23 protein-coding genes and 1 pseudogene are annotated in these 24,211 nt (G+C 62.8%); 14 read left to right on the top strand and 10 right to left on the bottom strand.

What is annotated here, in order from left to right; all coding sequences use genetic code 11:
• Nucleotides 1-7: 7 nt before the first annotated feature.
• Nucleotides 8-1,015, bottom strand: a complete 1,008-nt coding sequence (speB, locus tag AC0L2C_RS14045) for an agmatinase (RefSeq protein WP_473523595.1) — start codon at nucleotides 1,013-1,015, stop codon at nucleotides 8-10.
• Between the two features lie 403 nt (nucleotides 1,016-1,418).
• Between speB and AC0L2C_RS14040 the strand changes: the two genes are divergently transcribed.
• The gene (locus tag AC0L2C_RS14040; protein WP_473523594.1) at nucleotides 1,419-2,477 is read left to right on the top strand and encodes a glycerophosphodiester phosphodiesterase family protein; all 1,059 of its coding nucleotides are present in this window, start codon (nucleotides 1,419-1,421) and stop codon (nucleotides 2,475-2,477) included.
• Nucleotides 2,478-2,917: 440 nt separating this feature from the next.
• Here the strand turns inward: AC0L2C_RS14040 and AC0L2C_RS14035 are convergent, their stop codons facing one another.
• Complete coding sequence (locus tag AC0L2C_RS14035; RefSeq protein WP_473523593.1) at nucleotides 2,918-3,790, bottom strand: aldo/keto reductase family oxidoreductase; 873 nt, start codon at nucleotides 3,788-3,790, stop codon at nucleotides 2,918-2,920.
• A gap of 94 nt (nucleotides 3,791-3,884) precedes the next feature.
• Between AC0L2C_RS14035 and AC0L2C_RS14030 the strand changes: the two genes are divergently transcribed.
• On the top strand, nucleotides 3,885-4,787 hold the full coding sequence (locus AC0L2C_RS14030) for a LysR family transcriptional regulator (protein WP_473523592.1): 903 nt from the start codon (nucleotides 3,885-3,887) through the stop codon (nucleotides 4,785-4,787).
• Between the two features lie 287 nt (nucleotides 4,788-5,074).
• On the opposite strand, the gene rpsI is transcribed toward AC0L2C_RS14030, so the two are convergent.
• From rpsI to AC0L2C_RS14015, 3 genes are all read right to left on the bottom strand, one after another.
• Nucleotides 5,075-5,557, bottom strand: a complete 483-nt coding sequence (gene rpsI / locus AC0L2C_RS14025) for a 30S ribosomal protein S9 (RefSeq protein WP_027155304.1) — start codon at nucleotides 5,555-5,557, stop codon at nucleotides 5,075-5,077.
• A gap of 1 nt (nucleotide 5,558) precedes the next feature.
• A complete protein-coding gene (gene rplM / locus AC0L2C_RS14020) occupies nucleotides 5,559-6,023 on the bottom strand; it encodes a 50S ribosomal protein L13 (RefSeq protein WP_023798353.1) in 465 nt (154 codons plus the stop codon).
• Between the two features lie 231 nt (nucleotides 6,024-6,254).
• A complete protein-coding gene (locus AC0L2C_RS14015) occupies nucleotides 6,255-6,719 on the bottom strand; it encodes a PaaI family thioesterase (protein WP_023798352.1) in 465 nt (154 codons plus the stop codon).
• A 151-nt stretch (nucleotides 6,720-6,870) separates the two neighbouring features.
• On the opposite strand from AC0L2C_RS14015, the gene AC0L2C_RS14010 reads away from it, so the two are divergent.
• From AC0L2C_RS14010 to AC0L2C_RS13985, 6 genes and pseudogenes are all read left to right on the top strand, one after another.
• Complete coding sequence (locus AC0L2C_RS14010; protein WP_473523591.1) at nucleotides 6,871-7,692, top strand: enoyl-CoA hydratase; 822 nt, start codon at nucleotides 6,871-6,873, stop codon at nucleotides 7,690-7,692.
• A 15-nt stretch (nucleotides 7,693-7,707) separates the two neighbouring features.
• Nucleotides 7,708-8,130: a VOC family protein gene (locus AC0L2C_RS14005; protein ID WP_287363270.1), complete on the top strand. Its 423-nt coding sequence runs from the start codon at nucleotides 7,708-7,710 to the stop codon at nucleotides 8,128-8,130.
• A 7-nt stretch (nucleotides 8,131-8,137) separates the two neighbouring features.
• Nucleotides 8,138-8,239, top strand: a pseudogene (locus AC0L2C_RS14000) (AAA family ATPase); the annotation flags it as partial.
• Nucleotides 8,236-8,757, top strand: a complete 522-nt coding sequence (locus AC0L2C_RS13995) for a CoA-binding protein (protein ID WP_287363269.1) — start codon at nucleotides 8,236-8,238, stop codon at nucleotides 8,755-8,757. The pseudogene AC0L2C_RS14000 and the gene AC0L2C_RS13995, both read left to right, overlap by 4 nt.
• Before the next feature lie 179 nt (nucleotides 8,758-8,936).
• Nucleotides 8,937-10,217, top strand: a complete 1,281-nt coding sequence (locus tag AC0L2C_RS13990) for an O-acetylhomoserine aminocarboxypropyltransferase (RefSeq protein ID WP_287363268.1) — start codon at nucleotides 8,937-8,939, stop codon at nucleotides 10,215-10,217.
• 21 nt (nucleotides 10,218-10,238) lie between these two features.
• On the top strand, nucleotides 10,239-10,589 hold the full coding sequence (locus AC0L2C_RS13985) for a cupin domain-containing protein (RefSeq protein WP_128170022.1): 351 nt from the start codon (nucleotides 10,239-10,241) through the stop codon (nucleotides 10,587-10,589).
• On the opposite strand, the gene AC0L2C_RS13980 is transcribed toward AC0L2C_RS13985, so the two are convergent.
• Nucleotides 10,590-11,843 carry a cytochrome P450 gene (locus AC0L2C_RS13980; RefSeq protein WP_473523590.1) on the bottom strand — a complete coding sequence of 418 codons (1,254 nt, stop codon included), beginning with the start codon at nucleotides 11,841-11,843 and terminating at the stop codon, nucleotides 10,590-10,592.
• Between the two features lie 255 nt (nucleotides 11,844-12,098).
• Between AC0L2C_RS13980 and AC0L2C_RS13975 the strand changes: the two genes are divergently transcribed.
• Nucleotides 12,099-13,202 carry an NAD(P)/FAD-dependent oxidoreductase gene (locus AC0L2C_RS13975; RefSeq protein ID WP_473523657.1) on the top strand — a complete coding sequence of 368 codons (1,104 nt, stop codon included), beginning with the start codon at nucleotides 12,099-12,101 and terminating at the stop codon, nucleotides 13,200-13,202.
• A 1-nt stretch (nucleotide 13,203) separates the two neighbouring features.
• Here the strand turns inward: AC0L2C_RS13975 and AC0L2C_RS13970 are convergent, their stop codons facing one another.
• Complete coding sequence (locus AC0L2C_RS13970; RefSeq protein ID WP_473523589.1) at nucleotides 13,204-13,503, bottom strand: hypothetical protein; 300 nt, start codon at nucleotides 13,501-13,503, stop codon at nucleotides 13,204-13,206.
• Nucleotides 13,504-14,126: 623 nt separating this feature from the next.
• On the opposite strand from AC0L2C_RS13970, the gene clpP reads away from it, so the two are divergent.
• The 4 genes from clpP to AC0L2C_RS13950 all read left to right on the top strand — a co-directional run bounded on the left by clpP (nucleotide 14,127) and on the right by AC0L2C_RS13950 (nucleotide 19,510).
• A complete protein-coding gene (gene clpP, locus AC0L2C_RS13965; protein WP_128170025.1) occupies nucleotides 14,127-14,756 on the top strand; it encodes an ATP-dependent Clp endopeptidase proteolytic subunit ClpP in 630 nt (209 codons plus the stop codon).
• A 294-nt stretch (nucleotides 14,757-15,050) separates the two neighbouring features.
• The gene (gene clpX / locus AC0L2C_RS13960; RefSeq protein ID WP_027155315.1) at nucleotides 15,051-16,325 is read left to right on the top strand and encodes an ATP-dependent Clp protease ATP-binding subunit ClpX; all 1,275 of its coding nucleotides are present in this window, start codon (nucleotides 15,051-15,053) and stop codon (nucleotides 16,323-16,325) included.
• A 306-nt stretch (nucleotides 16,326-16,631) separates the two neighbouring features.
• On the top strand, nucleotides 16,632-19,043 hold the full coding sequence (gene lon, locus AC0L2C_RS13955) for an endopeptidase La (RefSeq protein WP_287229749.1): 2,412 nt from the start codon (nucleotides 16,632-16,634) through the stop codon (nucleotides 19,041-19,043).
• Between the two features lie 194 nt (nucleotides 19,044-19,237).
• Entirely contained in the window at nucleotides 19,238-19,510 is a 273-nt protein-coding gene (locus AC0L2C_RS13950; RefSeq protein WP_023798342.1) for an HU family DNA-binding protein, read from the top strand.
• Nucleotides 19,511-19,585: 75 nt separating this feature from the next.
• Here AC0L2C_RS13950 and AC0L2C_RS13945 read toward each other — a convergent pair whose 3' ends face one another.
• Nucleotides 19,586-20,608, bottom strand: a complete 1,023-nt coding sequence (locus tag AC0L2C_RS13945) for an aldo/keto reductase (protein WP_473523588.1) — start codon at nucleotides 20,606-20,608, stop codon at nucleotides 19,586-19,588.
• A 299-nt stretch (nucleotides 20,609-20,907) separates the two neighbouring features.
• Here AC0L2C_RS13945 and AC0L2C_RS13940 point away from each other — a divergent pair, with 299 nt between their 5' ends.
• Nucleotides 20,908-21,651: a creatininase family protein gene (locus AC0L2C_RS13940; protein WP_473523587.1), complete on the top strand. Its 744-nt coding sequence runs from the start codon at nucleotides 20,908-20,910 to the stop codon at nucleotides 21,649-21,651.
• Between the two features lie 274 nt (nucleotides 21,652-21,925).
• On the opposite strand, the gene AC0L2C_RS13935 is transcribed toward AC0L2C_RS13940, so the two are convergent.
• Together AC0L2C_RS13935 and AC0L2C_RS13930 are read right to left on the bottom strand one after the other, a co-directional pair.
• The gene (locus AC0L2C_RS13935; protein WP_027155318.1) at nucleotides 21,926-22,843 is read right to left on the bottom strand and encodes a carbohydrate ABC transporter permease; all 918 of its coding nucleotides are present in this window, start codon (nucleotides 22,841-22,843) and stop codon (nucleotides 21,926-21,928) included.
• Nucleotides 22,844-22,854: 11 nt separating this feature from the next.
• A complete protein-coding gene (locus AC0L2C_RS13930) occupies nucleotides 22,855-23,976 on the bottom strand; it encodes a carbohydrate ABC transporter permease (protein WP_128170029.1) in 1,122 nt (373 codons plus the stop codon).
• Between the last annotated feature and the right edge of the window lie 235 nt (nucleotides 23,977-24,211).

Below are 24,211 nucleotides of genomic sequence, written 5' to 3'. Positions count from 1 at the left end.
TTCGAAATTATATGCCACTTGCCTGGTTCAATCCGGCAACAATGTGATTGCCGTTGTTCAGCTCTTCGAGCCGGGCCTTTCGTTCCGCCAGCAGCCCGAGATAGTGCATGGCCACCGTCGACCCGGCAATTGCCGTTATATCGGCGTGATCATAGGCCGGCGCAACCTCCACGACATCGGCGCCGACGATGTCGAGCTGATTGATCTGGCGCAGCACCGACAGGATTTTTGCCGAGGACGGCCCGCCGGCGACCGGTGTGCCGGTGCCGGGGGCGAAGGCCGGGTCGAGGCAATCGATGTCGAAGGTGACGTAGGCCTTCTTGCCGCCGGTGCGGTCGACGATGGAATAGGCGATATCGGACGCGCGCATGTCCTCGATTTCGTGGCCGTACAGGATCTTGATGCCGAAGGTGTCGGGCGCATGGGTGCGGATGCCGATCTGGATCGAACGGTCGGGATCGATAATTCCCTCCTTGACCGCACGGCCGACGAAGGAGCCGTGATCGATGCGCTTGCCGTCGTCCGGCCAGGTGTCCTGGTGGGCGTCGAACTGCACCAGGGCCAGCGGACCGTGGATGGCGGCATGCGCCTTGAGCAGCGGCCAGGTGACGAAATGATCGCCGCCGAGCGATAGCAGGAAGGCGCCGGATTTCAGGATCTTTGCCGCCTCGCGCTCGATCGTCCCCGGCGTCTTCTGGTGGTTGCCGCTGTCAAGCAGGCAATCGCCATAGTCGACCACGGCGAGATGTTCGAACAGATCGCGCGAGAACGGGTATTGCGGGTCGTTGTCGAGGATGGTCGAAGCGCGGCGAATCGCCTGCGGTCCGAAACGCGCGCCCGGCCGGTTGGTGACGGCGGCGTCGAAGGGGATGCCCCACACCACCGCGTCCGCGCCCTTCACGTCCTTCGAGTATTTGCGTCGCATGAACGACAGCGCGCCGGCATAGGTCGGCTCGAAGGACGCACCCGTCCTTGCCCGGGCGGTGAAGGCGTGGTCGATGTTGGTGTTCGGCATGAAGCGATCTCCTGTGCGTCGAGCGCCACCTTATTGGACATAATTCCAGGAAATGCGACCCCTTCCGAGGGCCATGGCCGTTCGAGCTCGGTCACAACTTCTTGCTTGCCAGGTGAGCCCGCATGGCAACCCGGAATTTGCGTAGATATGCATGAATACAACCGAAAGTAGCCACCCGTCCTTGCGCGGGATGGTTGTCAGCCGGGGAACGCAGCAGATTTCAGCACGCCAAGCTGGCCACCGACCACCAGGACGGCGGCATCGATCTCGGCAAGTCGAGATTGAAGAACGGCCGCTTCAGCCGGCATTGACCTGACTTTCCGGCATTTGCGAAGCCGGCTTCGTTCACTGGGCTGTCACGCGCGTCGCTTATCCGGGTTTGCATCCGGTAGGAGCGATTCTCATGCGAACGACCTGGCTGAAACTTGTGCTTGCCGCCTCCTCGGTGCTGTTCACTGGCTCGGCATTGGCTGGCGAAACACGCGCCAGGCAGATTCTCGACCGTTTCGAACACGCCAACCAGTGGCGCGACCATGTCATGGTGGCGGCACACCGCGCCGGCAGCCTGCAGGCCCGCAAGACGCTGTTTGCGGAGAACTCGATCGCCGCCCTCGAGGCATCGATCGCGCTTGGCGCCGAAATCGTCGAGGTCGATGTCAGGCGCTCGAAGGACGGCCAGTTCGTCGTCATGCATGACAGCTGGCTCGACCGCACGACGAACTGCACGGGCGAGGTGGTCAAGCGCACGCTGGCCGAACTCAAAACCTGCAGGCTGGTGATCGAGGGCACCGGCGCCGTCACCGACGAGCCGGTTTCGACGCTGCGCGAGATGCTGATGGCGACCAGGGACAGGATCCTCGTCAACATCGACAACAAGCTCGACGTCGACAGCCTGGCCGGCATGATCGCGGTGGCGCGTGACCTTGGCATGGCCGAACAGGTGATCGTCAAGGAGAACCTGTGGAACCCGGCCAGGATCACCGCTGTCAAGGCCGCCATGGGCGCGATCGGCAGCGGTTTCCAGTTCATGCCGATCATTGCCGACGACGCGGTTCGCGACGCCGGTTTCGCCGAGAAAGTCAGCGGCGCCTTTTCGCCGCGCGCGGTCGAGATGATCAACTGGCGGGACGGCGCGGAGACGCTGACCGAGACCGGCGGTCCGCTGTTCAGCCCGCGCATGCGCGCCGCGGCGATAAGGGGCGACTGGCACATCTGGGCCAATACCTACGCCATCGTCAACAAGCCGGGCGGCTTCCTTGCCGGCGGTCGCGGCGATGAACTGGCGGTGTTCGCCAGCCTGCCGCGCGAGACCTACGGCTTCTGGGCCGAGCGCGGCGCCACCATCATCCAGACCGACGAGCCGAAAGCGGCGATCGACTGGCTGGCGGCAAACGGCTACCGCGTGCCTTATTCGGATGAGGCGCGGCCGGCGGAGCCGGCGAATACAGCGAGCATCAACTAGTTCCTCTGCACCGTGGATTTGGTTCTTTGACCGGCGGTCGCGCTGCCGGCCGGCCTGCAGCCAACATCTCTGACGCTGGGGATTAGCCACAGGCCACCATGCCTTCGTCATCCCAGGGCGGAGCAAGGAGCGAAGCGACGCGCTGCAGACCCTGGGATCCATTCCGTGACATCCGCCGAAGAATGCAGCGGCTCAGAATAAAAGCGCTCTGTTGCGATCCTTCGCGCCCCCCTCTGCCCTGCCGGGCATCTCCCCCACTTGGGGGGAGATTGGCCTTCATCACTGATTTCGCCAACCACCAACCTTGCAAAAAGGGCGCTGTCCGCGAAGCTGCCAATCTCCCCCCAAGTGGGGGAGATGCCCGGCAGGGCAGAGGGGGGCGCTGTCCCGCCAGCCTGTCGATCATGGCGAGATTGGCTCGTTGCCGCTTTCGCCAATCCTCATGCCGCCATCGCCACGCCGTCCAACTCCCTCACGGCATCCTCCGGCAGTTCAAGTTCGGCCGCGGCAAGATTCTCCCGCAAATGCGCAACGGAAGACGTGCCGGGGATGAGCAGGATATTGGGCGCGCGACCGAGCAGCCAGGCGAGCGCGACCTGCATCGGCGTGGCGCCCAGGCGCTGAGCGACGCCGGACAGGGTAGACGACTGCAGCGGGTTGAAGCCGCCGAGCGGAAAGAACGGCACATAGGCGATACCGTCGCGGGCGAGTTGGTCGATCAAGGCATCGTCGCCCCGGTGCGCCAGGTTGTATTGGTTCTGCACACAGACGATCCGGGCGATCCGTTGCGCCTCTTCGATCTGTGCCGGCGTGACATTGCTGAGCCCGATGTGACGCACCAGGCCCTGTCGCTGAAGCTCGGCCAGCACGGTGAGCGGCGCCTCGATCGACCCTTCGGCGGGGCCATGCGCGTCGAACATGATCCTGAGATTGACGACGTCAAGCACGTCGAGCCCGAGATTGCGCAGATTGTCGTGCACCGCCTCCGTCAGCGCTTCGGGCGAGAAGGCCGGGAGCCACGAGCCATCCGCGACGCGACGGGCGCCGATCTTGGTGACGATCGTCAGATTGTCGGAATAGGGCGCGAGCGCCTCGCGGATGAGTAGATTGGTGACGTGGGGGCCGTAGAAATCGCTGGTGTCTATGTGATTGACCCCAAGCGCAACAGCTTCGCGCAGCACGGCCAATGCCGCGCCATGGTCCTTGGGCGGACCAAAGACGCCGGGTCCTGCGAGCTGCATGGCGCCGTAGCCGAGCCGCTTCACGGTGCGGTCGCCGAGAGTGAACGTGCCGGAAAGGTCAATGCTGGACATGGTCTATCTCCGTTCAGGATGAGGTTGAGATAGGCGCTGTCCGATCTCACGATAATTGGGTACATTCCGCACGGGCTGTACGGAATGTCGAAAAATGAAGGTCGATCTCGGAGATCTGAACGCCTTCGTCGCCGTGGCGCGGGCCAAGGGTTTTCGCGATGGCGCCCGCGCCAGCGGCGGCAGTGCGTCGGGCTTGAGCGAGGCGGTGCGCCGCCTCGAGACGCAACTCGGTGTCAGGCTGCTCAACCGGACGACCCGCAGCGTCGTCCCGACCGAAGCGGGCGCGAGCTTGCTGGCCCGGCTCGGCCCAGCCTTGACCGAGGTGGAATCGGCCCTCGACGTTGTGAATGGCTTCCGCGACAGGCCGGCAGGCACGTTGCGCCTCAACGTGCCGGTCAGCGCGGCGCGGCTGGTGCTGCCCAGCATCGTCCCGGGGTTTCTCGCTGCCTATCCCGGCATCCGGCTGGAGGTGGTCGCCGAGGAGAGCTTTGTCGACGTCCTCGCGGCAGGCTGCGATGCCGGCATCCGTTATGACGAGCGGCTGGAGCAGGACATGATCGCGGTGCCGATCGGACCGCGCCTGCAGCGCTTTGCCACCGCCGCCAGCCCTGCCTACCTTGACCGCCATGGCCGGCCGCAACACCCGCGCGACCTGCTCGGTCACGCCTGCCTGCGCGGCCGCTTCGCCAGCGGGGCGATGCCGCCATGGGAATTCGAGCGCGACGGCGAGGTGGTGCGGGTCGATCCGACGGGGCCGCTTCTCGTGACCCTGGGCGGAGCGGCCGATCTCGCCGTCGATGCAGCCATCGCCGGTACCGGCATTGTCAGCCTGTTCGAGGATTGGCTTCGCCCTTACTTCGAGAGCGGTGCGCTCGAACCCGTCCTCGAACCTTGGTGGCAGAGCTTCCCCGGGCCGTTCCTCTATTATCCCGGCCGGCGTCTCGTGCCGGCGCCGTTGCGGGCGTTTATCGATTTCATCAGGGACAGCCGGACCTGAGGCCTGCGTCGGGCATGAACTGCGCCCGGCGCCGTCACCCCACCTGGCGTTGCGCACCGACCTCCCCATCGAGGGGAGGTAGGGCGTCGCGCTTTACACTCAGACCATCGTCCGGCGCCCGGCCGGCTTTTGCAGACCGTTCGGCGAGCGGGAAGCTGTCCCGACCTTCTACCTCCCCTTGATGGCTCTTGATGGGGAGGTCGCGCCGCAGGCGCGGGTGGGCTCGGCACCAAAAGAAAAGGCCGCCCGGAGGCGGCCTTTTCGACTGTCTGAAGCAGAAGCAGTGCTTAGCGCTTCGAGAACTGGAACGAGCGGCGGGCCTTCGCCTTGCCGTATTTCTTGCGCTCGACGACGCGGCTGTCGCGGGTCAGGAAGCCGCCCTTCTTGAGCACGCCGCGCAGCGCCGGCTCGTAATAGGTCAGCGCCTTGGAGATGCCGTGACGCACGGCACCGGCCTGGCCGGAAAGGCCGCCGCCGATGACGGTGGCGACGATGTCGTACTGGCCGGCGCGGTTGGCGGCGATGATCGGCTGGTTGAGGATCATCTGCAGGACCGGGCGCGCGAAATATTCGGCGAACACCTTGTCGTTGACGACGATCTTGCCGGAGCCGGGCTTCACCCAGACACGGGCGATGGCGTTCTTGCGCTTGCCGGTGGCATAGGCGCGGCCCGACTTGTCGAGCTTCTGGACGTGGACGGGTGCAGCCGGCTGCGTGTTGGTGTTGCCGGTGGCAGTTCCGAGTTCTGCGAGCGAGGAAAGCTCAGCCATTTTACGAAACCTTCTTGTTCTTGGCGTTCAGCTTGGCCACGTCGAGCGTGACGGGCTGCTGGGCGACATGCGGATGTTCCGTGCCTGCATAGACGCGGAGATTCTTCATCTGGCGACGGCCGAGCGGACCACGCGGGATCATGCGTTCGACGGCCTTCTCGACGACACGCTCGGGGAAACGGCCCTCGAGCAGCTGGCGCGCGGTGCGCTCCTTGATGCCGCCGGGGTGGCCAGTGTGCCAGTAATAGACCTTGTCGGTGAATTTCTTGCCGGTGAACACCACCTTGTCGGCATTGATGACGATGACGTTGTCGCCGTCGTCGACATGCGGGGTGAAGGTGGGCTTGTGTTTGCCGCGAAGATGATTGGCGATGACAGTGGCGAGACGGCCGACGACGAGACCCTCGGCGTCGATCAGCACCCACTTCTTCACCACATCCGCAGGCTTCTGCGAAAAGGTTGCCATGGATTGTTGCTTTCGGTTCGGACCTTCCCCATCGACGAACGACAAGGAAAGGCGTTTCTTGTTGCTTGGATTGACGCCGAGAGCTCGCCCGCCGCCAATAACAAAACGGCGGCCTTCGCGGGCCGCTGTTCCGTGAGGGCTTATAGGCGAGGGGGAGGTATCACGTCAAGGCTGATGAAAACCAACAGGGCGGAGAAAACAAAGTGAAAACAACGGTTTGAGATAAAGGTATTATTTTACCACATGATCAAACCGCTTCGGCGGGATTGAATAGGTTCCCGTGGCGTGCGCTACCGTGTGTCCGTCCGGTCCGGCGACGATGTCGATTTCGAACACCATCAGGCTCTTGCCAAGCTTCAGGATGCGGCAATGACCATCGATCGGTCCGGCCTCGGCCTTGCGGACAAAATTGATGGTGAGATTGGTGGTGACCGAAAGCGCGTCCGGCCCGGCATGCGAAAGCACGCAGACATAGCCGCCTATGTCGGCCAGCGTGAACAGCGACGGGCCCGACACGGTTCCGCCGGGGCGCAAATGCCGCTCGTCGGCATTCAGGCGTACCGTGCAGCCGCCCGCAAACACCTCGATCGCTTCGTAGAAGGTGAACTGGTCGTTGAGCTGCGGATAGACGGTCTCCATCAGCGCATTGACCTGCGCCGCGGTCAGCACCGGCTTGAGATTTTTTTGCGCAGGCATACGCGGTTTCCTATATGTGCCGTGGCCTGAGAAAACACGCCTTAAGCCTGTTCTTCAATCGGCAGCGTGCTAGTTCTTTTGTTCCATGGCCCCGCGAACCCGATGCCGCTGGCCAATAATGAGGTTGGAGACATGGGAAGAGGTTTGAAAAATGGTTGAAATCGTCGCCATCAAGCCTGCTGTTGCCGAAGGTCCTGTTGTCACGAGGCTGGACAAGGGCGTGCTCCGCCTGACGCTCGCCAATTCGCCGGCCAATGCGCTGTCGCTGGCGGTGATGGCGGCGCTGACGGCGGAACTCGACCGTGCCAAATCCGACAGATCCGTCCGCGTCATCGTCCTGGCGGCGGCCGGAAAAATGTTCTGCGCCGGACACGACCTCAAGGAAATGACCGCGCGCCGCACCGATGCCGATCGCGGCAAGGCGTTCTTCGAGGAGACGTTTTCCGCCTGCGGGGCACTGATGCAGGCGATCGTGCGCCATCCCAGGCCGGTGATCGCCGAGGTCGATGGCCTGGCGACGGCTGCCGGGGCACAACTGGTCGCGAGCTGCGATCTGGCGATCGCCTCGCACGAGGCGACCTTCTGCACGCCGGGCGTTAATATCGGGCTGTTCTGCTCGACGCCGATGGTGGCGCTGTCGCGCAACGTTTCGCGCAAGCAGGCGATAGAGATGCTTTTGACCGGCGAGACCATCGATGCGGCGACGGCCAAGGAATTCGGCCTGATCAACCGCGTCGTGCCGCGCGAATATCTCAATCAGATTGTCACCAAATACGCGCAAACCATTGCTGCAAAATCGGCCTTGGTCGTCAAGACCGGCAAGGAAGCCTTTTACGCGCAGGCCGAAATGGGGCTGGCCGACGCCTATGCCTATACCGGCCGCGTCATGGTCGAGAACATGCTGGCGCGCGACGCTGAAGAGGGCATCGGCGCCTTCATCGGCAAGCGCAAGCCGGAATGGACGGAGGAATAGGGACGGAGAATAGACATGGAGCCTCGCATCTCCATCATCACCATTGCCGTCGATGATCTCGAGCGCGCCACGCGCTTCTACGAGGCGATGGGCCTGACCCGCCATGCCGGGATCACCGAGGGCGTCGCCTTCTTCCAGATGGGCGGCGTCATTCTCGGGCTGTTCCCGCGCGAAAGCGCCGAAGCCGATTCAGGCGTTACGTTCGGTAGGGCGCCGTCGGCGATCTACCTCGCCTACAACACGCGCTCCGACGCGGAGGTCGATGACGTGCTGACGATGGCCGAGAAGGCCGGCGGCCGGATCGTCAAGCCGGCCGGCCGCGCCTTCTGGGGCGGCTGGTATGGCTATTTCGCCGACACCGAAGGGCATGTCTGGGAAGTGGCGCACAATCCGGCTTTTCCGATCGCGGAAGACGGCAGGATCTCGCTGCCGGGTTGACCCGTTTCCCACCGCTTTCCGCGATACCGATCATTTCCGCATGATGCGCAGTTTCTGCAACGATCCGGATGGTTTCCTCGACGAAGCCCTGTATGAGGACGAGGCATGAACCATGACGCCTACGACAATGCCTATATCGCCGGCATCCTCAATTCGGTGAAGACCATCGCCATGGTCGGTGCGTCCGCCAACGATGTGCGGCCGAGCTATTTCGTGCTGAAATACCTGCTGGGCAAGGGCTTTTCGGTGTTCCCGATCAATCCCGGCCAGGCCGGCAAGGAAATCCTTGGCCGGATGACCTATGCCAGGCTCGCCGATGTGCCCGAGCCGATCGACATGGTCGACGTGTTTCGCGGCTCGGCGGCGGTGCCGGGCGTTGTCGACGACGTCTTGCGGCTCGATCCGTTGCCGAAAGTCATCTGGATGCAGCTTGGCGTGCGCCATGACGAGGCAGCCGCACGCGCCGAGGCCGCCGGCATCAATGTGGTGATGAACCGCTGCCCCAAGATCGAATATGGCAAGCTGTCGGGCGAAATCGGCTGGACCGGCGTCAACTCAGGCGTGTTGTCGTCGAAGAAGCCGCTGATGCGGCCGGGATTCCAGAGTTTTGGCGTCCGCCGGAAGTAGGTGGTACATGGTGAATAGTGAATGGTGAATAGAAGGATTTTTCCGGAAGGCGGCCACAGCGGCATATGAGCCGCTTGCAATCACGATGGGGCTGGCCGACGTTGCCTTCACCCTTCACCCTTCACCCTTCACCATTCACCACTCAGCATTCAGCATTCAGCATTCAGGGGAGGTAATCCATGACCCGCACGCCCGGTTTCAACACGCTCGCCGTCCATGCCGGCGCCAAGCCCGATCCGGCGACCGGCGCGCGTGCCACGCCGATTTATCAGACGACCTCCTTTGTCTTCGATGATGCCGACCATGCCGCTTCGCTGTTCGGGCTAAAAGCCTTCGGCAACATCTACACCCGGATCATGAACCCGACGCAGGCGGTGCTGGAAGAGCGTATCGCGGCACTCGAAGGCGGCACCGCGGGGCTGGCCGTGGCGTCGGGCCATGCCGCGCAGGTGCTCGTGTTCCACAATTTGATGCAGCCCGGCGACAATTTCGTCGCCGCGACAAGGCTTTACGGTGGCTCGATCAACCAGTTCGGCCACGCCTTCAAGAATTTCGGCTGGCAGGTGCGCTGGGCCGACACCAACGACATCTCGACCTTCGAAAGCCAGATCGACGAAAAGACCAAGGCGATCTTCATCGAGAGCCTGGCCAATCCGGGCGGCGTCTTCGTCGACATCGAAAAGATCGGCGACATCGCCCGCAAACATGGTCTGCCGCTGATCGTCGACAACACGCTGGCCTCGCCCTATCTGGTGCGGCCGATCGAGCATGGCGCCGACATCGTCGTGCATTCGCTGACCAAGTTCATCGGCGGCCACGGCAATTCGATCGGCGGCGCCATTGTCGATGGCGGTACCTTCGACTGGTCGAAATCCGGCAAATATCCGATGCTGTCTGAGCCGCGCCCCGAATATGGCGGCCTCGTCCTACACGAAACATTTGGCAATTTCGCTTTCGCCATTGCCGCGCGCGTGCTCGGCCTGCGCGACATGGGCCCGGCGATCTCGCCCTTCAATGCGTTCCTGATCCTGACCGGGCTGGAAACCCTGCCGCTCAGGATGCAGCGCCATTGCGACAATGCGGTCACCGTCGCCGCGTGGCTGTCCAACCACCCAAAGATCGCCTGGGTGTCCTATCCCGGCCTGCCCAGCGACAACAACAACGCGCTGCAGAAGAAGTATTCGCCGCTTGGCGCCGGTGCGGTGTTCACCTTCGGCCTGAAGGGCGGCTATGCGGCGGGCATCGCATTCGTCGAGGCACTCGAACTGTTCTCGCACCTCGCCAATGTCGGCGACACCAAGTCGCTGGTCATCCATCCAGCGTCGACCACGCATCGGCAATTGTCCGACGAACAGAAGGTCGCCGCCGGCGCTGGGCCGGATACGGTCAGGCTCTCGGTCGGCATCGAGGATGTCAACGACATCGTCGCCGATCTGGAACAGGCTCTCGCCAAGGTCTGACCCCTGCTGCAAGGAGTTTCCATGACCGCGCCAAAATTCCTCTCCGTCGATGTTGAAAGCGTTGACCCGGAACCTGGCGCGCCGGCGCCGGATCGCCTGATTTCAGGCGATCCAAAGTTCCGCACCTGGAATGTCGAGGAACGCGACGGCGGCCTCTATGCCGGCATCTGGGAGGCGACGCCAGGCAAATGGCGCATCGAGTATGACGAGTGGGAGTTCTGCCACATCCTGTCGGGCGTCTCGGTGATTTCAGAGGCGGGCGGCGAGGCGCGCACCGTCAGGGCTGGCGACAGTTTCGTGCTCAGGCCGGGGTTTAAGGGAAGCTGGGAAGTGCTTGAAACGACACGCAAGGAGTATGTGATCAAGCTTTGATCATTGTCCGCTGTGCACGGCGAGCCTTTCCAGCCCGTGGAAATGGTAGCTGTCGCGAAAACGCGGCTGTTCGGCCAGATGCAGCCGCGGTAGCCGGTCGAACAAGGTTTTCAGCGATACCTGCAATTCGAGCCGGGCCAGCGGCGCTCCGATGCAGAAATGGATGCCGGCGCCGAACGAGACGTTTTTCTGGTCGGCGCGATCCGGCCGGAAGGCGAAGGGTTCGGCAAAGGCCATCGGGTCGTGATTGGCCATGCCGAGCAGCAGGCCGATCGTCTCGCCCGGCCGCACGATGACACCGGGACCGACCTCGAACTCTTCATAGGCATAACGTGTGAACATGTGCAGCGGCGCATCGAAGCGCAGGCATTCCTCGACCGTGGCGGTGGTCGTTTGCGGCGAGGCGAAGAAGCGGCGCGGGTCGCCGCCCTGCGCGAGGATCGCGCGCACCGCATTGCCGGTCTGGTGGACGGTCGCCTCGTGGCCGGCATTGAGCAGCAGGATGGCCGAGGACACCAGCTCGTCCTCCGAGAGTTTTTGGCCATCGTCCTGCGCCGAGATCAGCAGCGACAGCAGATCGTCGCCGGGGTTTTTGCGCCGCTCGGCAACATGGCCGCGCAGGAAATCCGAAAAATCATGTGCTGCGCGATTGGCCGTCTCTTCCGTTTCGCGGGTGCGGCCGTGCATGTACATGGCGACCATCCGATGCGACCAGTCGAGGAGTTGCGGCCCCATCTCGACCGGCACGCCGAGCATCTCGGCAATGATGGTGATCGGCAAAGGCGATGCGAAGGCTGGCAGCAGGTCGACCTGGCCCGGCTCGAAACGGTCGATCAGCTCGTTGGCCAGCGCCTCGACGCGCTGCCTCAGCCGCTCGACCTGACGCGAGACGAAGGCGCGGTTGACCAGTGTTCTGAGCCTGGTGTGAACGGGTGGCTCCAGCTCCAGCATCGAATTGGCCTCGATGCCGTCGAAGCTGCTGAGATGGGTGCGGTCTTGGCCGACGCCGCTTCTGTCAGGGATGCCGGCCGGGTTCTGGCGGCCGAAGCGCCGGTCGCGCAGCAGCCGGCTGACGTCGTCGAAGCCGCCAAAGCACCAGAAGCCGAACTCTTCCCAGAAGAAGACATTCGATGCGCCATGCATGAAGGCATAGGCCGCGTAGGGGTTCTGGAAGAAAGCCGCCTCGTGTGGGTCCAGTCGCACATGGCGGGTCGAGGAATCGAAGGCAAGATAGGTCGGCTTCAATTTGGTCATGCGAGACAATTAACGCATGACCCCGAAAACCGGAATCGGTTTTCGGAAAGGATCATGCGCAGATTCAACGTTTTGGAGCGTCCTTTGCGCGTCGAACGACGCGCGGCGCTCCAAGGCTTGCCAGCTTGATGCCAGATCGTATGTTGGCGCCCGGCAATCGATGCATGTCGCCCAAAAGTGTGAAGCGGTTTTGCAACAACGACATGCACAAAAGCGCATTTAGCCAGCCGGCGCGGCTGCGGAAAGACTGACTTGATGAATGTGATCGTGGTCGGCGCAGGCATTGCGGGGCTTTCGACGGCCTGGTCGCTGGTCAAGGCCGGGCACCGGGTCTCAATCGTCGAGCAGGGACCGATTCCCAATCCGCTTGCCGCCTCGGGCGACCATCACCGCGTCATCCGCCGCGCCTATGGCGCAGCCTCGGGTTATGGCCGGCTGATCACCGAAGCCTATGAAGCCTGGGACGAGATGTGGGCCGACCTCGGCGAGAACCATCTCGACCCGCGCGGCTTCATCTGCATTTCGCGGGAGCCGGGAGACGAAGCCGAGGAATACCGCGAGGGCATGGAAGCCGGAAACTACCCGATCGAACTGTTCGAGCCGGACGCCGCAGCCAAGCGCTGGCGGTTCCTGCAGCCCGGCTCGTTCCGCTACGCATATTTTTCGCCGGAGGGTGGTGCGCTGCATTGTCGCAAGATTGCCTCCCGCCTCGCCGAATGGCTGCGGAGAACCGGCGCCAATGTCTACGAAAACAGCAAGGCGGTGGAGGTCGACGCCGAGGCTGGCCGCCTCGTGCTTGAAAGCGGCGAGACGATGCAGGCCGACCGCATCGTCGTCACCGCTGGCGCCTGGGTGCTGAAACTGTTTCCGGAGCTGGGCGGCGACCTGGAGACCTGGCGCACCGCGCTCGCCTATGTCGAACCGCCGGCGGATCTGAAAGCGGCATGGCATTCGGCCCCGGTCATCCTCGACGTCGGCGGCGCTGTCGACGGCTACGTGATCCCGCCGTCCGGCGGCGCCGGCATGAAATTCGGCTCAGGGCTGCACAGGGTGCCGACCAGCGATGCCGACTGGAACCGCCAGCCGGTGGCGGGCGAGGGCGAGGCGATCCGCGACCTGTTTTCGCCGCCGATCGCCCGTATCGAAGAATACAAGGTCACCGAGGTCGTCACCTGCGCCTACACCTTCACCGTCGACGAAAAGTTCCTGGCGCATGAGAAGGGCAAATGCCTTGTCGTCTCGGCCTGCTCCGGCCACGGCTACAAGTTCGGCGCGGCGGTCGGCAGGCGCGTCGCAGCGACCGTCGGCAATGGCGACGTCGGCGGCCTGAAAGCGTGGCTGCGGGCGGAGGCGGTCTGACCTAAAACCGGCAGTGCCGCGGAACACGCACCTGCCGCCAGCGCGACGAGCCCTCGCGGACCAGAACCCGGCGCGCCACTGTCTGGTAGGTGGCGGGAAAATTGACGATCCGCCGCTGCTCCGGCTGCACCAGAACCTCCTCGGCGACGCTCTCGTACTCGGCGGGACTGACGACGCGCCGTTGGCGCTCCGGCTGCACCACCACGGTCTCGGCCACCCGTTGATAGCGCGCCTTGTGCCTGACCTTGCACAGCACCTTGCGGCCGTTGATGACGCGCCATTCCCAGGAGTAGCCCGTCATCGACCTTCACCGTGCGGTAGATGGTGCGGGTGATGGCAGGCACGATCTCGTAGCCGACACGCGCCGGTGCGATCTGCACCACCCGCTCGCGCGTCCCGTAGATCGCCGGAACGGATTCCACCTGCTGACCGGCCGGGCTGACGAGCACGTTTTCGTAGACGGTCTCGTAGACGGCCGGCCTGTTGACCTGCTCGTAGCACTCGACGGCGCGCCCGCCGGCAGCCGTTTCGGACATCATGCCGAGGACGGCGAGGCTGGCGATGGCCGAGGAAGCAGTTTTCCCGATCATTGCACTCCCCCCAGTTTGAACTTTCCACGCAAGCTCAACGTTGAATTGTAGGGGAAGCCGTATCCCGGGAAAGCAGTTTCGGCACATTTCGTTAAGCGACGCGGTTAAGAAACTGTTACCCGGCAGCGCAGCCGCGCCGCTTCAACAGCAGCCGGCGCAGCTTCGGCCGAATTCTGTGCAGAAACCTTGATTCGACTTAACCGGATGGCTAGGAGGGGCGGCCTTGCGCTAGGGTGAGCCGACATCCTATTTACAGGGATAACGATCCAGAACCGATTCTGCCCGACTTGCTCATCTCCGGCGCCGGAATCCCATCTTCAATAAGGGATAGTCCATGAAGAACCCCGTCGAAACCTACATGAACCTCGTTCCGATGGTGGTCGAGCAGACCAATCGCGGCGAGCGGGCCTACGACATTTTCTCTCGGCTCCTGAAAGAGCGCATCATTTTCATCACCGGTCCGGTCGAGGACGGCATGGCGACGCTGGTCTGCGCGCAGCTCCTGTTCCTCGAAGCGGAGAATCCGAAGAAGGAAATCAACCTCTACATCAATTCGCCCGGCGGCGTCGTCACCTCGGGCATGGCGATCTACGATACCATGCAGTTCATCAAGCCGGCGGTGGCGACGCTGTGCATCGGCCAGGCCGCCTCGATGGGCTCGCTGCTTCTCACCGCCGGCGAGAAGGGCATGCGCTTCGCCACGCCGAACGCCCGCATCATGGTCCACCAGCCTTCCGGTGGTTTTCAGGGCCAGGCTTCCGACATCGAGCGCCACGCCCAGGACATCATCAAGCTGAAGCGCCGCCTCAACGAGGTCTATGTCAAGCACACCGGCAAGAGCTACGACGAGATTGAAAGGACGCTCGACCGCGACCATTTCATGACCTCCGACGAGGCCAGGGAATTCGGCCTCATCGACAAGGTCATTTCGTCGCGTGAGCCGATCGAGGGTCTTGCCACATAAGCCCGGTGGCAGTTGGATGGCGGGAAAACACGCTTTTGATGCCGCTTGCGGCATTTCGGCCACAATTGGCTGTTCCCTCGACGGGAGCGATTGCCTACGTTAAGCCTATGTTGATTTTCGACGGCTTAGCTTTGTGCGGGGTTGATGCGAATCATTGCGACGTTTTCTGATATGTGTTTCGTATGGAATGCGTTGCGGGAGCCGGACTACTGGCGGCGGCGATTTCCCGCGATAGATTGAGTTATGCGCCCTTTCAACCAGACCATCGGCGGGCGGCTATGAAAGGACATGAAAATGAGCAAGGTCGGCAACAGCGGCGGTGATTCCAAGAACACGCTTTATTGCTCGTTTTGCGGCAAAAGCCAGCACGAAGTGCGCAAGCTGATCGCCGGCCCGACGGTGTTCATCTGCGACGAATGCGTCGAGCTCTGCATGGACATCATCCGCGAGGAGAACAAGACCTCGATGGTGAAGTCCCGCGAGGGCGTGCCGACCCCGCAGGAGATCCTCAAGGTTCTCGACGACTACGTCATCGGCCAGCCCTACGCCAAGCGCGTGCTGTCGGTGGCCGTCCACAACCACTACAAGCGCCTCGCGCATGCCGGCAAGAACAACGACGTCGAACTGGCGAAGTCCAACATTTTGCTGATCGGCCCGACCGGCTGCGGCAAGACGCTGCTCGCGCAGACGCTGGCCCGCATCATCGACGTGCCGTTCACCATGGCCGATGCGACGACGCTGACCGAGGCCGGCTATGTCGGCGAGGACGTCGAGAACATCATCCTCAAGCTGTTGCAGTCGGCCGACTACAATGTCGAGCGCGCCCAGCGCGGCATTGTCTACATCGACGAGATCGACAAGATTTCGCGCAAGTCGGACAATCCCTCGATCACCCGCGACGTGTCGGGCGAGGGCGTCCAGCAGGCGCTGTTGAAGATCATGGAAGGCACGGTCGCTTCCGTGCCGCCGCAAGGCGGCAGGAAGCACCCGCAGCAGGAATTCCTGCAGGTCGACACCGCCAATATCCTGTTCATCTGCGGCGGCGCCTTCGCCGGGCTGGACAAGATCATCTCGGATCGCGGCCGCAAGACCTCGATCGGCTTCGGCGCCACCGTCGCGTCACCCGAGGATCGCCGCACCGGCGACGTTTTCCGTCTGGTCGAGCCTGAGGATCTGTTGAAGTTCGGCCTCATTCCTGAGTTCGTCGGCCGTCTGCCGGTCCTGGCAACGCTGGAGGACCTCGACGAGCCGGCGCTGATCCAGATCCTGACCGAGCCGAAGAACGCGCTGGTCAAGCAATACCAGCGGCTGTTCGAGATGGAGAATGTCGACCTGACCTTCCACGAGAATGCGCTGTCGGCGATCGCCAAGCGCGCCATCGAGCGCAAGACCGGCGCGCGCGGCCTGCGCTCGATCATGGAGGCGATCCTGCTCGACACGATGTTCGAGCTGCCGGCGCTGGAAGGCGTGCGCGAAGTGGTTATTTCGGAAGAGGTGGTGTCCGGCAACGCCAGGCCGCTCTACATCTATTCCGAGCAGAAGGAAAAGAAGGGCAACGTCAGCGCCTGACGTCAGCCCTGTTGTAGTGGAGTTCTTCAAACGGCGCCGCAAGGCGCCGTTTTGCCGTTTGTGGATGGGCAGGCTATGATGAACGGCCCGACTTGTGATGAATGGATTATGACGGATTGGATGAACGGTTTCGTGTCGACCCTTGATCTTTGCCTCGCGTGCCTCCAACTAACGGAAGAAGGCCGTGGCGCCGAATTCTGTGCTGTAAAACTCCCGTCACAAACGGTGGTAGGCGGAACCATCCCCGGTCGTTAATATGAGAATCGCGGTTGGCCGATTGGCGGTCGCGACATGAAAGGTTGGACAATGGCCAAAATATCCAAGGCTCCCAGCGACGGCGTCTTCGCAGTCCTCCCACTGCGCGACATCGTGGTGTTCCCGCACATGATCGTTCCGCTCTTTGTCGGGCGTGAAAAGTCGATCAAGGCGCTGGAAGAGGTGATGGGTCAGGAAAAGCAGATCCTGCTTGCGACCCAGATGAATGCCGCCGATGACGATCCCGAGTCCGATGCGATCTTCGACATCGGCACGCTCGCCAATGTGCTGCAGTTGCTGAAGCTGCCGGACGGCACCGTCAAGGTGCTGGTCGAAGGCGCCTCGCGCGCGAAAATCGTTTCGTTCACCGACCGTCCCGATTTTCACGAGGCCCGCGCCGCAGCACTGGTCGAACCGGATGAGGAAGAGGTCGAGGTCGAGGCGCTGGCCCGTTCCGTCGTCACCGACTTCGAGAACTACGTCAAGCTGAACAAGAAGATCTCGCCCGAAGTGGTGGGTGCCGCCAGCCAGATCGACGACTATTCCAAGCTCGCCGATACGGTCGCCTCGCATCTTGCCATCAAGATCCCCGAGAAGCAGGAGATGCTGGCCACGCTTTCGGTCAAGGAGCGGCTGGAAAAGGCGATGGGCTTCATGGAAGCCGAGATCTCCGTCCTGCAGGTCGAGAAGCGCATCCGCTCGCGCGTCAAGCGCCAGATGGAGAAGACCCAGCGCGAATACTACCTCAACGAGCAGATGAAGGCGATCCAGAAGGAGCTCGGCGAGGGCGAGGACGGCCGCGACGAGGCCGCCGAGATCGAGGCGCGCATCAAGAAGACCAAGCTCTCCAAGGAGGCCCGCGAAAAGGCGGAAGCCGAACTGAAGAAGCTGCGGACGATGTCGCCGATGTCGGCTGAATCGACCGTCGTACGCAACTATCTCGACTGGATCCTGTCGATACCGTGGGGCAAGAACTCCAAGGTCAAGCAGGATCTGGGCTTCGCGCAGAACGTGCTCGACACCGACCATTTCGGCCTCGACAAGGTCAAGGACCGCATCGTCGAATATCTCGCCGTGCAGAGCCGCCAGAAGAAGCTGAAGGGGCCGATCCTGTGCCTCGTCGGGCCTCCCGGCGTCGGCAAGACCTCGCTCGGCAAATCGATCGCCAAGGCGACCGGCCGCGAGTTCATCCGCATGGCGCTGGGCGGCGTGCGCGACGAGGCCGAGATCCGCGGTCACCGGCGCACCTATATCGGCTCGATGCCCGGCAAGGTCATCCAGTCGATGAAGAAGGCGAAGAAATCCAACCCGCTCTTCCTGCTCGACGAGATCGACAAGATGGGCCAGGATTTCCGCGGCGATCCGTCGTCGGCGTTGCTCGAGGTGCTCGATCCCGAGCAGAACTCGACGTTCATGGACCACTATCTCGAGGTCGAATACGACCTGTCGAGCGTGATGTTCGTGACCACGGCGAACACGTTGAACATTCCGGCACCCTTGATGGACCGCATGGAGATCATTCGTATCGCCGGCTACACCGAGGACGAGAAGATCGAGATCGCCAAGCGCCACCTGATGCCGAAGGTGATCCGCGATCACGCGCTGCAGCCGAACGAGTTCTCCGTCGGCGAGGACGCGATCCGCGGCATCATCCAGACCTACACCCGTGAAGCGGGCGTCAGGAGTCTGGAGCGCGAGCTGATGAAGCTCGGCCGCAAGGCGGTGACCGAGATCCTGAAGACGAAGAAGAAGACGGTCGACATCACGGCGGACAATCTCGCCGATTACCTTGGTGTTCCGCGCTTCCGCTTCGGTCAGGTCGAGGCCGACGATCAGGTCGGCGTTGTCACCGGGCTCGCCTGGACGGAAGTCGGCGGCGAGCTGCTGACGATCGAAGGCGTCATGATGCCCGGCAAGGGCCGCATGACGGTGACCGGCAATCTGCGCGACGTGATGAAGGAATCGATCTCGGCGGCGGCCTCCTATGTCCGCTCGCGGGCTCTCGATTTCGGCGTCGAGCCGCCGCTGTTCGACAAGCGCGACATCCACGTCCACGTGCCCGAAGGCGCAACGCCCAAGGACGGACCGTCGGCGGGCGTGGCGATGGCGACGGCGATCGTCTCGGTGCTGACCGGCATCCCGGTCAGGGCCGACGTGGCGATGACCGGCGAGATCACGCTGCGCGGCAGAGTGCTGCCGATCGGCGGGCTCAAGGAGAAGCTGCTTGCAGCACTGCGCGGCGGCATCAAGAAGGTGCTGATCCCGGAAGACAACGCCAAGGATCTGGCGGAGATTCCGGACAACGTGAAGAACGGTATGGAGATCGTTCCGGTCGGGCGGGTCGGTGAAGTCTTGCGCCATGCGCTGGTGCGTATGCCGGAGGCGATCGAGTGGGTCGAGCCGGTCAATGCGCCGGCTGCGGTGGATGCCGGAGACGACGCCAGCAAGTCGCTAGCTCATTAGCACGTGCTAAAGTTGCAATGCACAACGGAGAGCCGGGCCTAGAGCCCGGCTCTTTCATGTGAAAAACCCCGGAATTCCGGGGTTTTTTCGACTCTTTTGACGCTTTTCGACTTGGTTGCGGAAGCGCTTCTTTCTAAAGTCCGTTTCCTGCCGGATGAGTCGTACGTTCCGGTTTCTCATGGAAGGGAATTTTTATGAACAAGAACGAACTGGTGTCCGCTGTCGCCGACGCCGCGAGTATTTCGAAGGGTGACGCGCAGTCGGCTGTCGATGCGGTGTTCTCCGTCATCACCGGCGAACTGAAGAAGGGCGGCGATGTCCGGCTTGTCGGCTTCGGAAATTTCACAGTGTCAAAACGCGCTGCCTCGACCGGCCGCAATCCGCAGACCGGCGCCGAAGTGCAGATTCCGGCGCGCACCGTGCCGAAGTTTTCGGCCGGCAAGGGCCTCAAGGACGCAGTCAACTAAGCGCCTTGGTACCCTTTTCAGAGACCAGAAAAGCCGGGCATGCCCGGCTTTTCTTTCGCGCCACTTTGGCGGGCTCTATGCCGTCGGTGCATCGGCGCGCATCAGCCCTTCCTGCTTGAGATCGGCCCAGAGTGCCGATGGCAGCTTCGCGTCGAGCAGCGACCGATTGCTTTCGACCTCGCTCGGCCGCTGGCCGCCGGGGATCACCGACACGACCGAAGGGTGCAGCAGCGGAAATTGCAGTGCCGCCTCGATCAGGCGCACACTGTGGCGCTTGCAGACAGCCTCGATGCGCGTGACGCGGTCGATGATGTCCTGCGGCGCCTCGGTATAATCGTAGTAGGCGCCGGGCTTCGGACCGGTTGCCAGGATGCCGGAATTATACGGCCCGCCGAGAACGATGCCGATGCCGCGCTTCTGGCATAGCGGCAGGAAGGATTGCAGCGCCTCCTGCTCCAGCAGCGTATAGCGCCCGGCAAGCAGGAACAGGTCGAAGTCGCCGCGCTCGGCAAGCGTCTGGGCAACCTGCCATTCGTTGATGCCGCCGCCGAACGCCTTGATGATGCCCTGGTCACGCAGGGACAGCAGCCCGTAATAGCCCGAGCGCATGAACTCCTCGATGCGCTGGTCCGCGGCCGCCTTGCTGCCATGCGTGAAGACGTCGACGTCATGCACGAAAAGGATGTCAATGCGGTCGACGCCGAGGCGTTCCAGCGAGGCTTCGAAGGAGCGCATGACCCCGTCATAGCTGTAGTCGTAGACCTCGCGGCGCGACGGCGTGTCGAAGAACTTGCCGATGCCGGTGCGCTGGTCCGGCGGGCAGGCGCGCATGATGCGGCCGACCTTGCTCGACAGCACATAGTCGTCGCGCTTTTTCGAGCGCAGGAACGGATTGAGCCGCGTTTCCGACAGGCCAAGCCCGTAGAGCGGTGCGGTGTCGTAGTAGCGGCAACCGACCCGCCATGCAGCCTCCAGGGTGGCGTTGGCATCCTCGTCGGAGACGGCACGATAAAGATTGCCGAGCGGCGCCGTGCCGAAGCCGAGTTCCGTGAAACTGATGCCGCCATTGCCGATGCGGTCGAAATGCCGTGTCTTCATATGCTGCCGTTTCCTCATTTCCGTATGTCCCGAGACTATCATGCCTGAGGCGCTGCAAAAGCACTCCGAGCCGTTGGACACGAACTTTCACGGTGATAGCATGAGCAAAAACAAGCTGTTCGGGGAAGATGTGACCAAACAATCCAGATGGGTTTTTGAGGGCAGCAAGCTGGTGGGTCTGTACGAAATGCCGGCACAGATCTGTTCAGGATTGCACTCGACGAACGTGGCACGGTGCTGGCTCGGATCGGCGAAAGCCGTATCGACGCCGCCCGCCACACCAACATGGAGTAGGCGTCATGCGCTACGAGCTGATGCTGCCGCACCAGATCCGCAAGGCGATCGCCGAGAACTGGCCGGTCGTGCTCCCGCTCGGCGTGCTCGAATACCATGGTGAGCACATGGCCGTCGGCATGGATACGCTGGCGGTGGTCAAGATGCTGGAGCTGTTCGAAAAGGAAGCCAACATCGCCATCCTGCCAGCCTTCTACTATGGCGCGGCGAGCTACGCGGTGGCGCCGCCAGAGGGCAATGGCTCGGTTCAGGTCGGCGGCAGGGCGCTGGCGCCGTTCGCGGAGGAACTGTTCTACAGCCTGCTGCGCATCGGTTTTCGCAACATCCACGCCATCATCCACCACCAGACCGAGAACTTTGTTGCCGGCATGCCGACCGATCTCGCCTTCAAGACCGCTGGCCGCCAGGCGATCTTCCGTTTTCTGGAGAAGGAGCGCGGCGAGGGCTGGTGGGCCTCCGAGACGATGGCCGGCCACTATGCCGAGCACGCCGAGGGCGGCAATTTCTTCAACTGGATACAAGTGCATCCGCTGATGCCGACGGTGACGGACGGCCAGTATCCCTTCGATCATGCCGGCATCGGCGAGACGTCGCTGATGCTGGCGCTGTGCCCAGAAGCGGTGGACGCCGGCCACTTCGCCGACAATACGGGATGGTATACGGCGACCGCCCCTGAGGCCTCGACGGAACTGGGGCAAAAGGGTGTCGCGATGATCCTCGAGCATATGCGGGCGATATTGTCACGCTAACGGATGCGCCATTTCGAGCGTTGCAGGATGCAGGATGAAAACCGTAGCGATCCTTCGCGCCCCCCTCTGTCCTGCCGGACATCTCCCCCACAAGGGGGGAGATTCGCTGTTTCAGCGCCCCGCTCATTCCTGCGGCGTTGGAGATTAGCGAAAACCGGCGTGACGGCCGATCTCCCCCCAAGTGGGGGCGCTGTCCGGCAGGACAGAGGGGGGCGCTGTCCCGCCGGCGTTCAAAAGCATCCACAGTTGCAACGCTCGAAGGAGTGGCGAGGGCCTACTTCACCGCGCCTGCGGTCATGCCCATGATGAGGTAGCGCTCCAGCGCGATGCCGATGACGGCGAGCGGTGTTATCGCGGCGGTGGCGAGTGCGGCCATCGACCACCAGTTGATGCCCTGCGAGCCGGTCTGGCTCGCCACCATCACGGGAATGGTTTTTGCGTCGGTCGAGGTCAGCAGTGCGGCGAAGAAATACTCGTTCCAGCACAGCACCATCGCCAGGATGAACGCCGCGACCATGCCCGGCAGCGCGATCGGCATGACGATGCGGAAGAAGGCGCCCCAGATCGACAGGCCGTCGACGAGGGCTGCTTCCTCCAGTTCGACTGGGATCGAGTTGAACTGGTCGCGCATGATCCAGATAACGATCGGCAGCACCATCAGCGTGTAGAGCAGGATCAGCCCGATGCGCGTGTCGAGCATGCCGACTTCCCGGTACAGCACGAGAAAGGGCAGGGCGAGCACCACCGGCGGCAGGATCAGCTGCGACAGGAAGAAGAAGGAGATGTCCTCGTTCTTGAACCAGGCGAAGTGATAGCGGAAGCGGGTGAGGCCGTAGGCGGCGAGGCTGCCAATGACGATGGCGAGGCTCGATGCGCCGACCGAGGTGATGACCGAATTCATGAAGCGCTTGATGAACTCGTCGCGCACCGTCGAGGTCCGGAAGATCGCATCCGGCGACAGGCCGAGCGAGCGCCAGCCCTTCCAGTCCGGCTGGAAGTCGACGAACGGGATGAGATGGCCCTGGGTGACGTCGACCGCGGTCTTGAACGAGGTGGTTATCGTCCAGTAGATCGGGAACAGGCAGATGAAGGCCCAGAACACCAGCGCGCCATAGATGAAGACGCGGTTGGCGAAAAAGCTCGCCGGCGAGCGAATTTCGGAAGCGGCATAGTCGGTGGTCTGGACGCTCATCTGGCCGCCTGTCAATTGACGTTGCGCACGAAGCGGTTTGCGAATTTCAACAGCCACGTCACGAACACGATGATGATGATGAGGTAGGCCATCGCCAGCATGGTGCCGTAGCCGACATTCGAGCGGTCGCGATACTCGCGGTAGATGAAGCTCGACACCGAATCGGTCGCGCCGCCCGGGCCGCCCGAGGTGACGGTGATAATGATGTCGGCAAGCTTCAACTTGAAGATGATGCGCAGGATGATCGCCGTCACCGATACCGGCAGCATCAGCGGAAAGGTGACCTGCCAGAAGGTCTGCCAGGCATTGGCGCCGTCTACCCTGGCCGCCTCGAGCACCTCGCGCGACATCGCCTGAAGCCCGGCGAGCAGCATGATCATCATGAACGGGATGAACGTCCAGGCGTCCAGCACCATGATCGAGATGCGGGCGGTGATCGGGTTTGAGAAGAAGGCGGGGTTTTCCCAGCCGAGCTGGCGCGCCAGCGCCGCGGCCGGCCCGAAGCGGTATTCCATCAGCGACTTGCCGATCATCCACGACACCGCGACCGGCGACAGCATCAACGGCATCAGGAAGACGACACGGAAGAATTTACGCGCGCGGATCTGTGCGTTGAGCAGCAAAGCGAGGCCGAAAGCGATGACGTATTCGACCAGCACCGCCAGCACATAGAGCACCATGTTGAACAGCGCGTTGCGGTAATAGGGATCCGCCAGCATCTGCCAGAAATTGTCGAGCCCGTTGAACTTGCGGCCGGAGAAGGAACTGAGGTTCCAGTCGGTCAGCGCAATGTAGAAGCCGAACAGCGTCGGGAAGATCACCATGGCGATGGTGAACAGCAGCGCCGGCAGCAGGAACAGCGCGCGCTGGCCGTCTTCGCCGCGTGTCAGCACCTGGCCGACGCCGAGTGCAACACCCCACAGCACATAGGCATAGACGACCGGCCGCCAGGTCTCGAAGCCGATAGTGTTGACCTCTGACTTGTAAAGGATTTGGACTGCGATCACGGCCAGCAGGCCGAGCGTCGCAGCGGCCATCAACGCCCGGCCGAGCCGCTTGCGGCCCGGCGATATCAGATCGGATGGAGCGGCGTTTGCCGGCCACGCACTGGTGGGCAAGGTCTGGTCAGCCACGCGTCCCGTCCGTTCACTGAAGGCTGCTATGACCGGCAGGCCGGTCAAGCTGTTATGACCGGCTGGCCGGTCAGGGTGCTATGACCGGCAGGCCGGTCAAGCTGTGGTGCCGCGGCGTTTGGGCGCCCGGCCCCGGGTGCGAAAAAATAAACCAAAAATCCGCGCGGGGGCGTGTTTAGCTTGTTGTGGTTTTTACGGGCGCTGTGGGGGGGGAGCTTGGGCCCCGCGGCGGCCA

Source organism: Mesorhizobium sp. WSM4845, assembly GCF_055811455.1.
The sequence above is the reverse complement of the archived record's forward strand: the minus strand, read 5'-3'. Positions and strand labels throughout refer to the sequence as shown.

Bases quoted from the DNA above. Each gene is read 5' to 3' on its own strand.
- speB (WP_473523595.1), bottom strand. From the start codon at position 1,015: ATGCCGAACACCAACATCGACCACGCCTTCACCGCCCGGGCAAGGACG.
- AC0L2C_RS14040 (WP_473523594.1), top strand. From the start codon at position 1,419: ATGCGAACGACCTGGCTGAAACTTGTGCTTGCCGCCTCCTCGGTGCTG.
- AC0L2C_RS14035 (WP_473523593.1), bottom strand. From the start codon at position 3,790: ATGTCCAGCATTGACCTTTCCGGCACGTTCACTCTCGGCGACCGCACC.
- AC0L2C_RS14030 (WP_473523592.1), top strand. From the start codon at position 3,885: ATGAAGGTCGATCTCGGAGATCTGAACGCCTTCGTCGCCGTGGCGCGG.
- rpsI (WP_027155304.1), bottom strand. From the start codon at position 5,557: ATGGCTGAGCTTTCCTCGCTCGCAGAACTCGGAACTGCCACCGGCAAC.
- rplM (WP_023798353.1), bottom strand. From the start codon at position 6,023: ATGGCAACCTTTTCGCAGAAGCCTGCGGATGTGGTGAAGAAGTGGGTG.
- AC0L2C_RS14015 (WP_023798352.1), bottom strand. From the start codon at position 6,719: ATGCCTGCGCAAAAAAATCTCAAGCCGGTGCTGACCGCGGCGCAGGTC.
- AC0L2C_RS14010 (WP_473523591.1), top strand. From the start codon at position 6,871: ATGGTTGAAATCGTCGCCATCAAGCCTGCTGTTGCCGAAGGTCCTGTT.
- AC0L2C_RS14005 (WP_287363270.1), top strand. From the start codon at position 7,708: ATGGAGCCTCGCATCTCCATCATCACCATTGCCGTCGATGATCTCGAG.
- AC0L2C_RS13995 (WP_287363269.1), top strand. From the start codon at position 8,236: ATGAACCATGACGCCTACGACAATGCCTATATCGCCGGCATCCTCAAT.
- AC0L2C_RS13990 (WP_287363268.1), top strand. From the start codon at position 8,937: ATGACCCGCACGCCCGGTTTCAACACGCTCGCCGTCCATGCCGGCGCC.
- AC0L2C_RS13985 (WP_128170022.1), top strand. From the start codon at position 10,239: ATGACCGCGCCAAAATTCCTCTCCGTCGATGTTGAAAGCGTTGACCCG.
- AC0L2C_RS13980 (WP_473523590.1), bottom strand. From the start codon at position 11,843: ATGACCAAATTGAAGCCGACCTATCTTGCCTTCGATTCCTCGACCCGC.
- AC0L2C_RS13975 (WP_473523657.1), top strand. From the start codon at position 12,099: ATGAATGTGATCGTGGTCGGCGCAGGCATTGCGGGGCTTTCGACGGCC.
- AC0L2C_RS13970 (WP_473523589.1), bottom strand. From the start codon at position 13,503: ATGACGGGCTACTCCTGGGAATGGCGCGTCATCAACGGCCGCAAGGTG.
- clpP (WP_128170025.1), top strand. From the start codon at position 14,127: ATGAAGAACCCCGTCGAAACCTACATGAACCTCGTTCCGATGGTGGTC.
- clpX (WP_027155315.1), top strand. From the start codon at position 15,051: ATGAGCAAGGTCGGCAACAGCGGCGGTGATTCCAAGAACACGCTTTAT.
- lon (WP_287229749.1), top strand. From the start codon at position 16,632: ATGGCCAAAATATCCAAGGCTCCCAGCGACGGCGTCTTCGCAGTCCTC.
- AC0L2C_RS13950 (WP_023798342.1), top strand. From the start codon at position 19,238: ATGAACAAGAACGAACTGGTGTCCGCTGTCGCCGACGCCGCGAGTATT.
- AC0L2C_RS13945 (WP_473523588.1), bottom strand. From the start codon at position 20,608: ATGAAGACACGGCATTTCGACCGCATCGGCAATGGCGGCATCAGTTTC.
- AC0L2C_RS13940 (WP_473523587.1), top strand. From the start codon at position 20,908: ATGCGCTACGAGCTGATGCTGCCGCACCAGATCCGCAAGGCGATCGCC.
- AC0L2C_RS13935 (WP_027155318.1), bottom strand. From the start codon at position 22,843: ATGAGCGTCCAGACCACCGACTATGCCGCTTCCGAAATTCGCTCGCCG.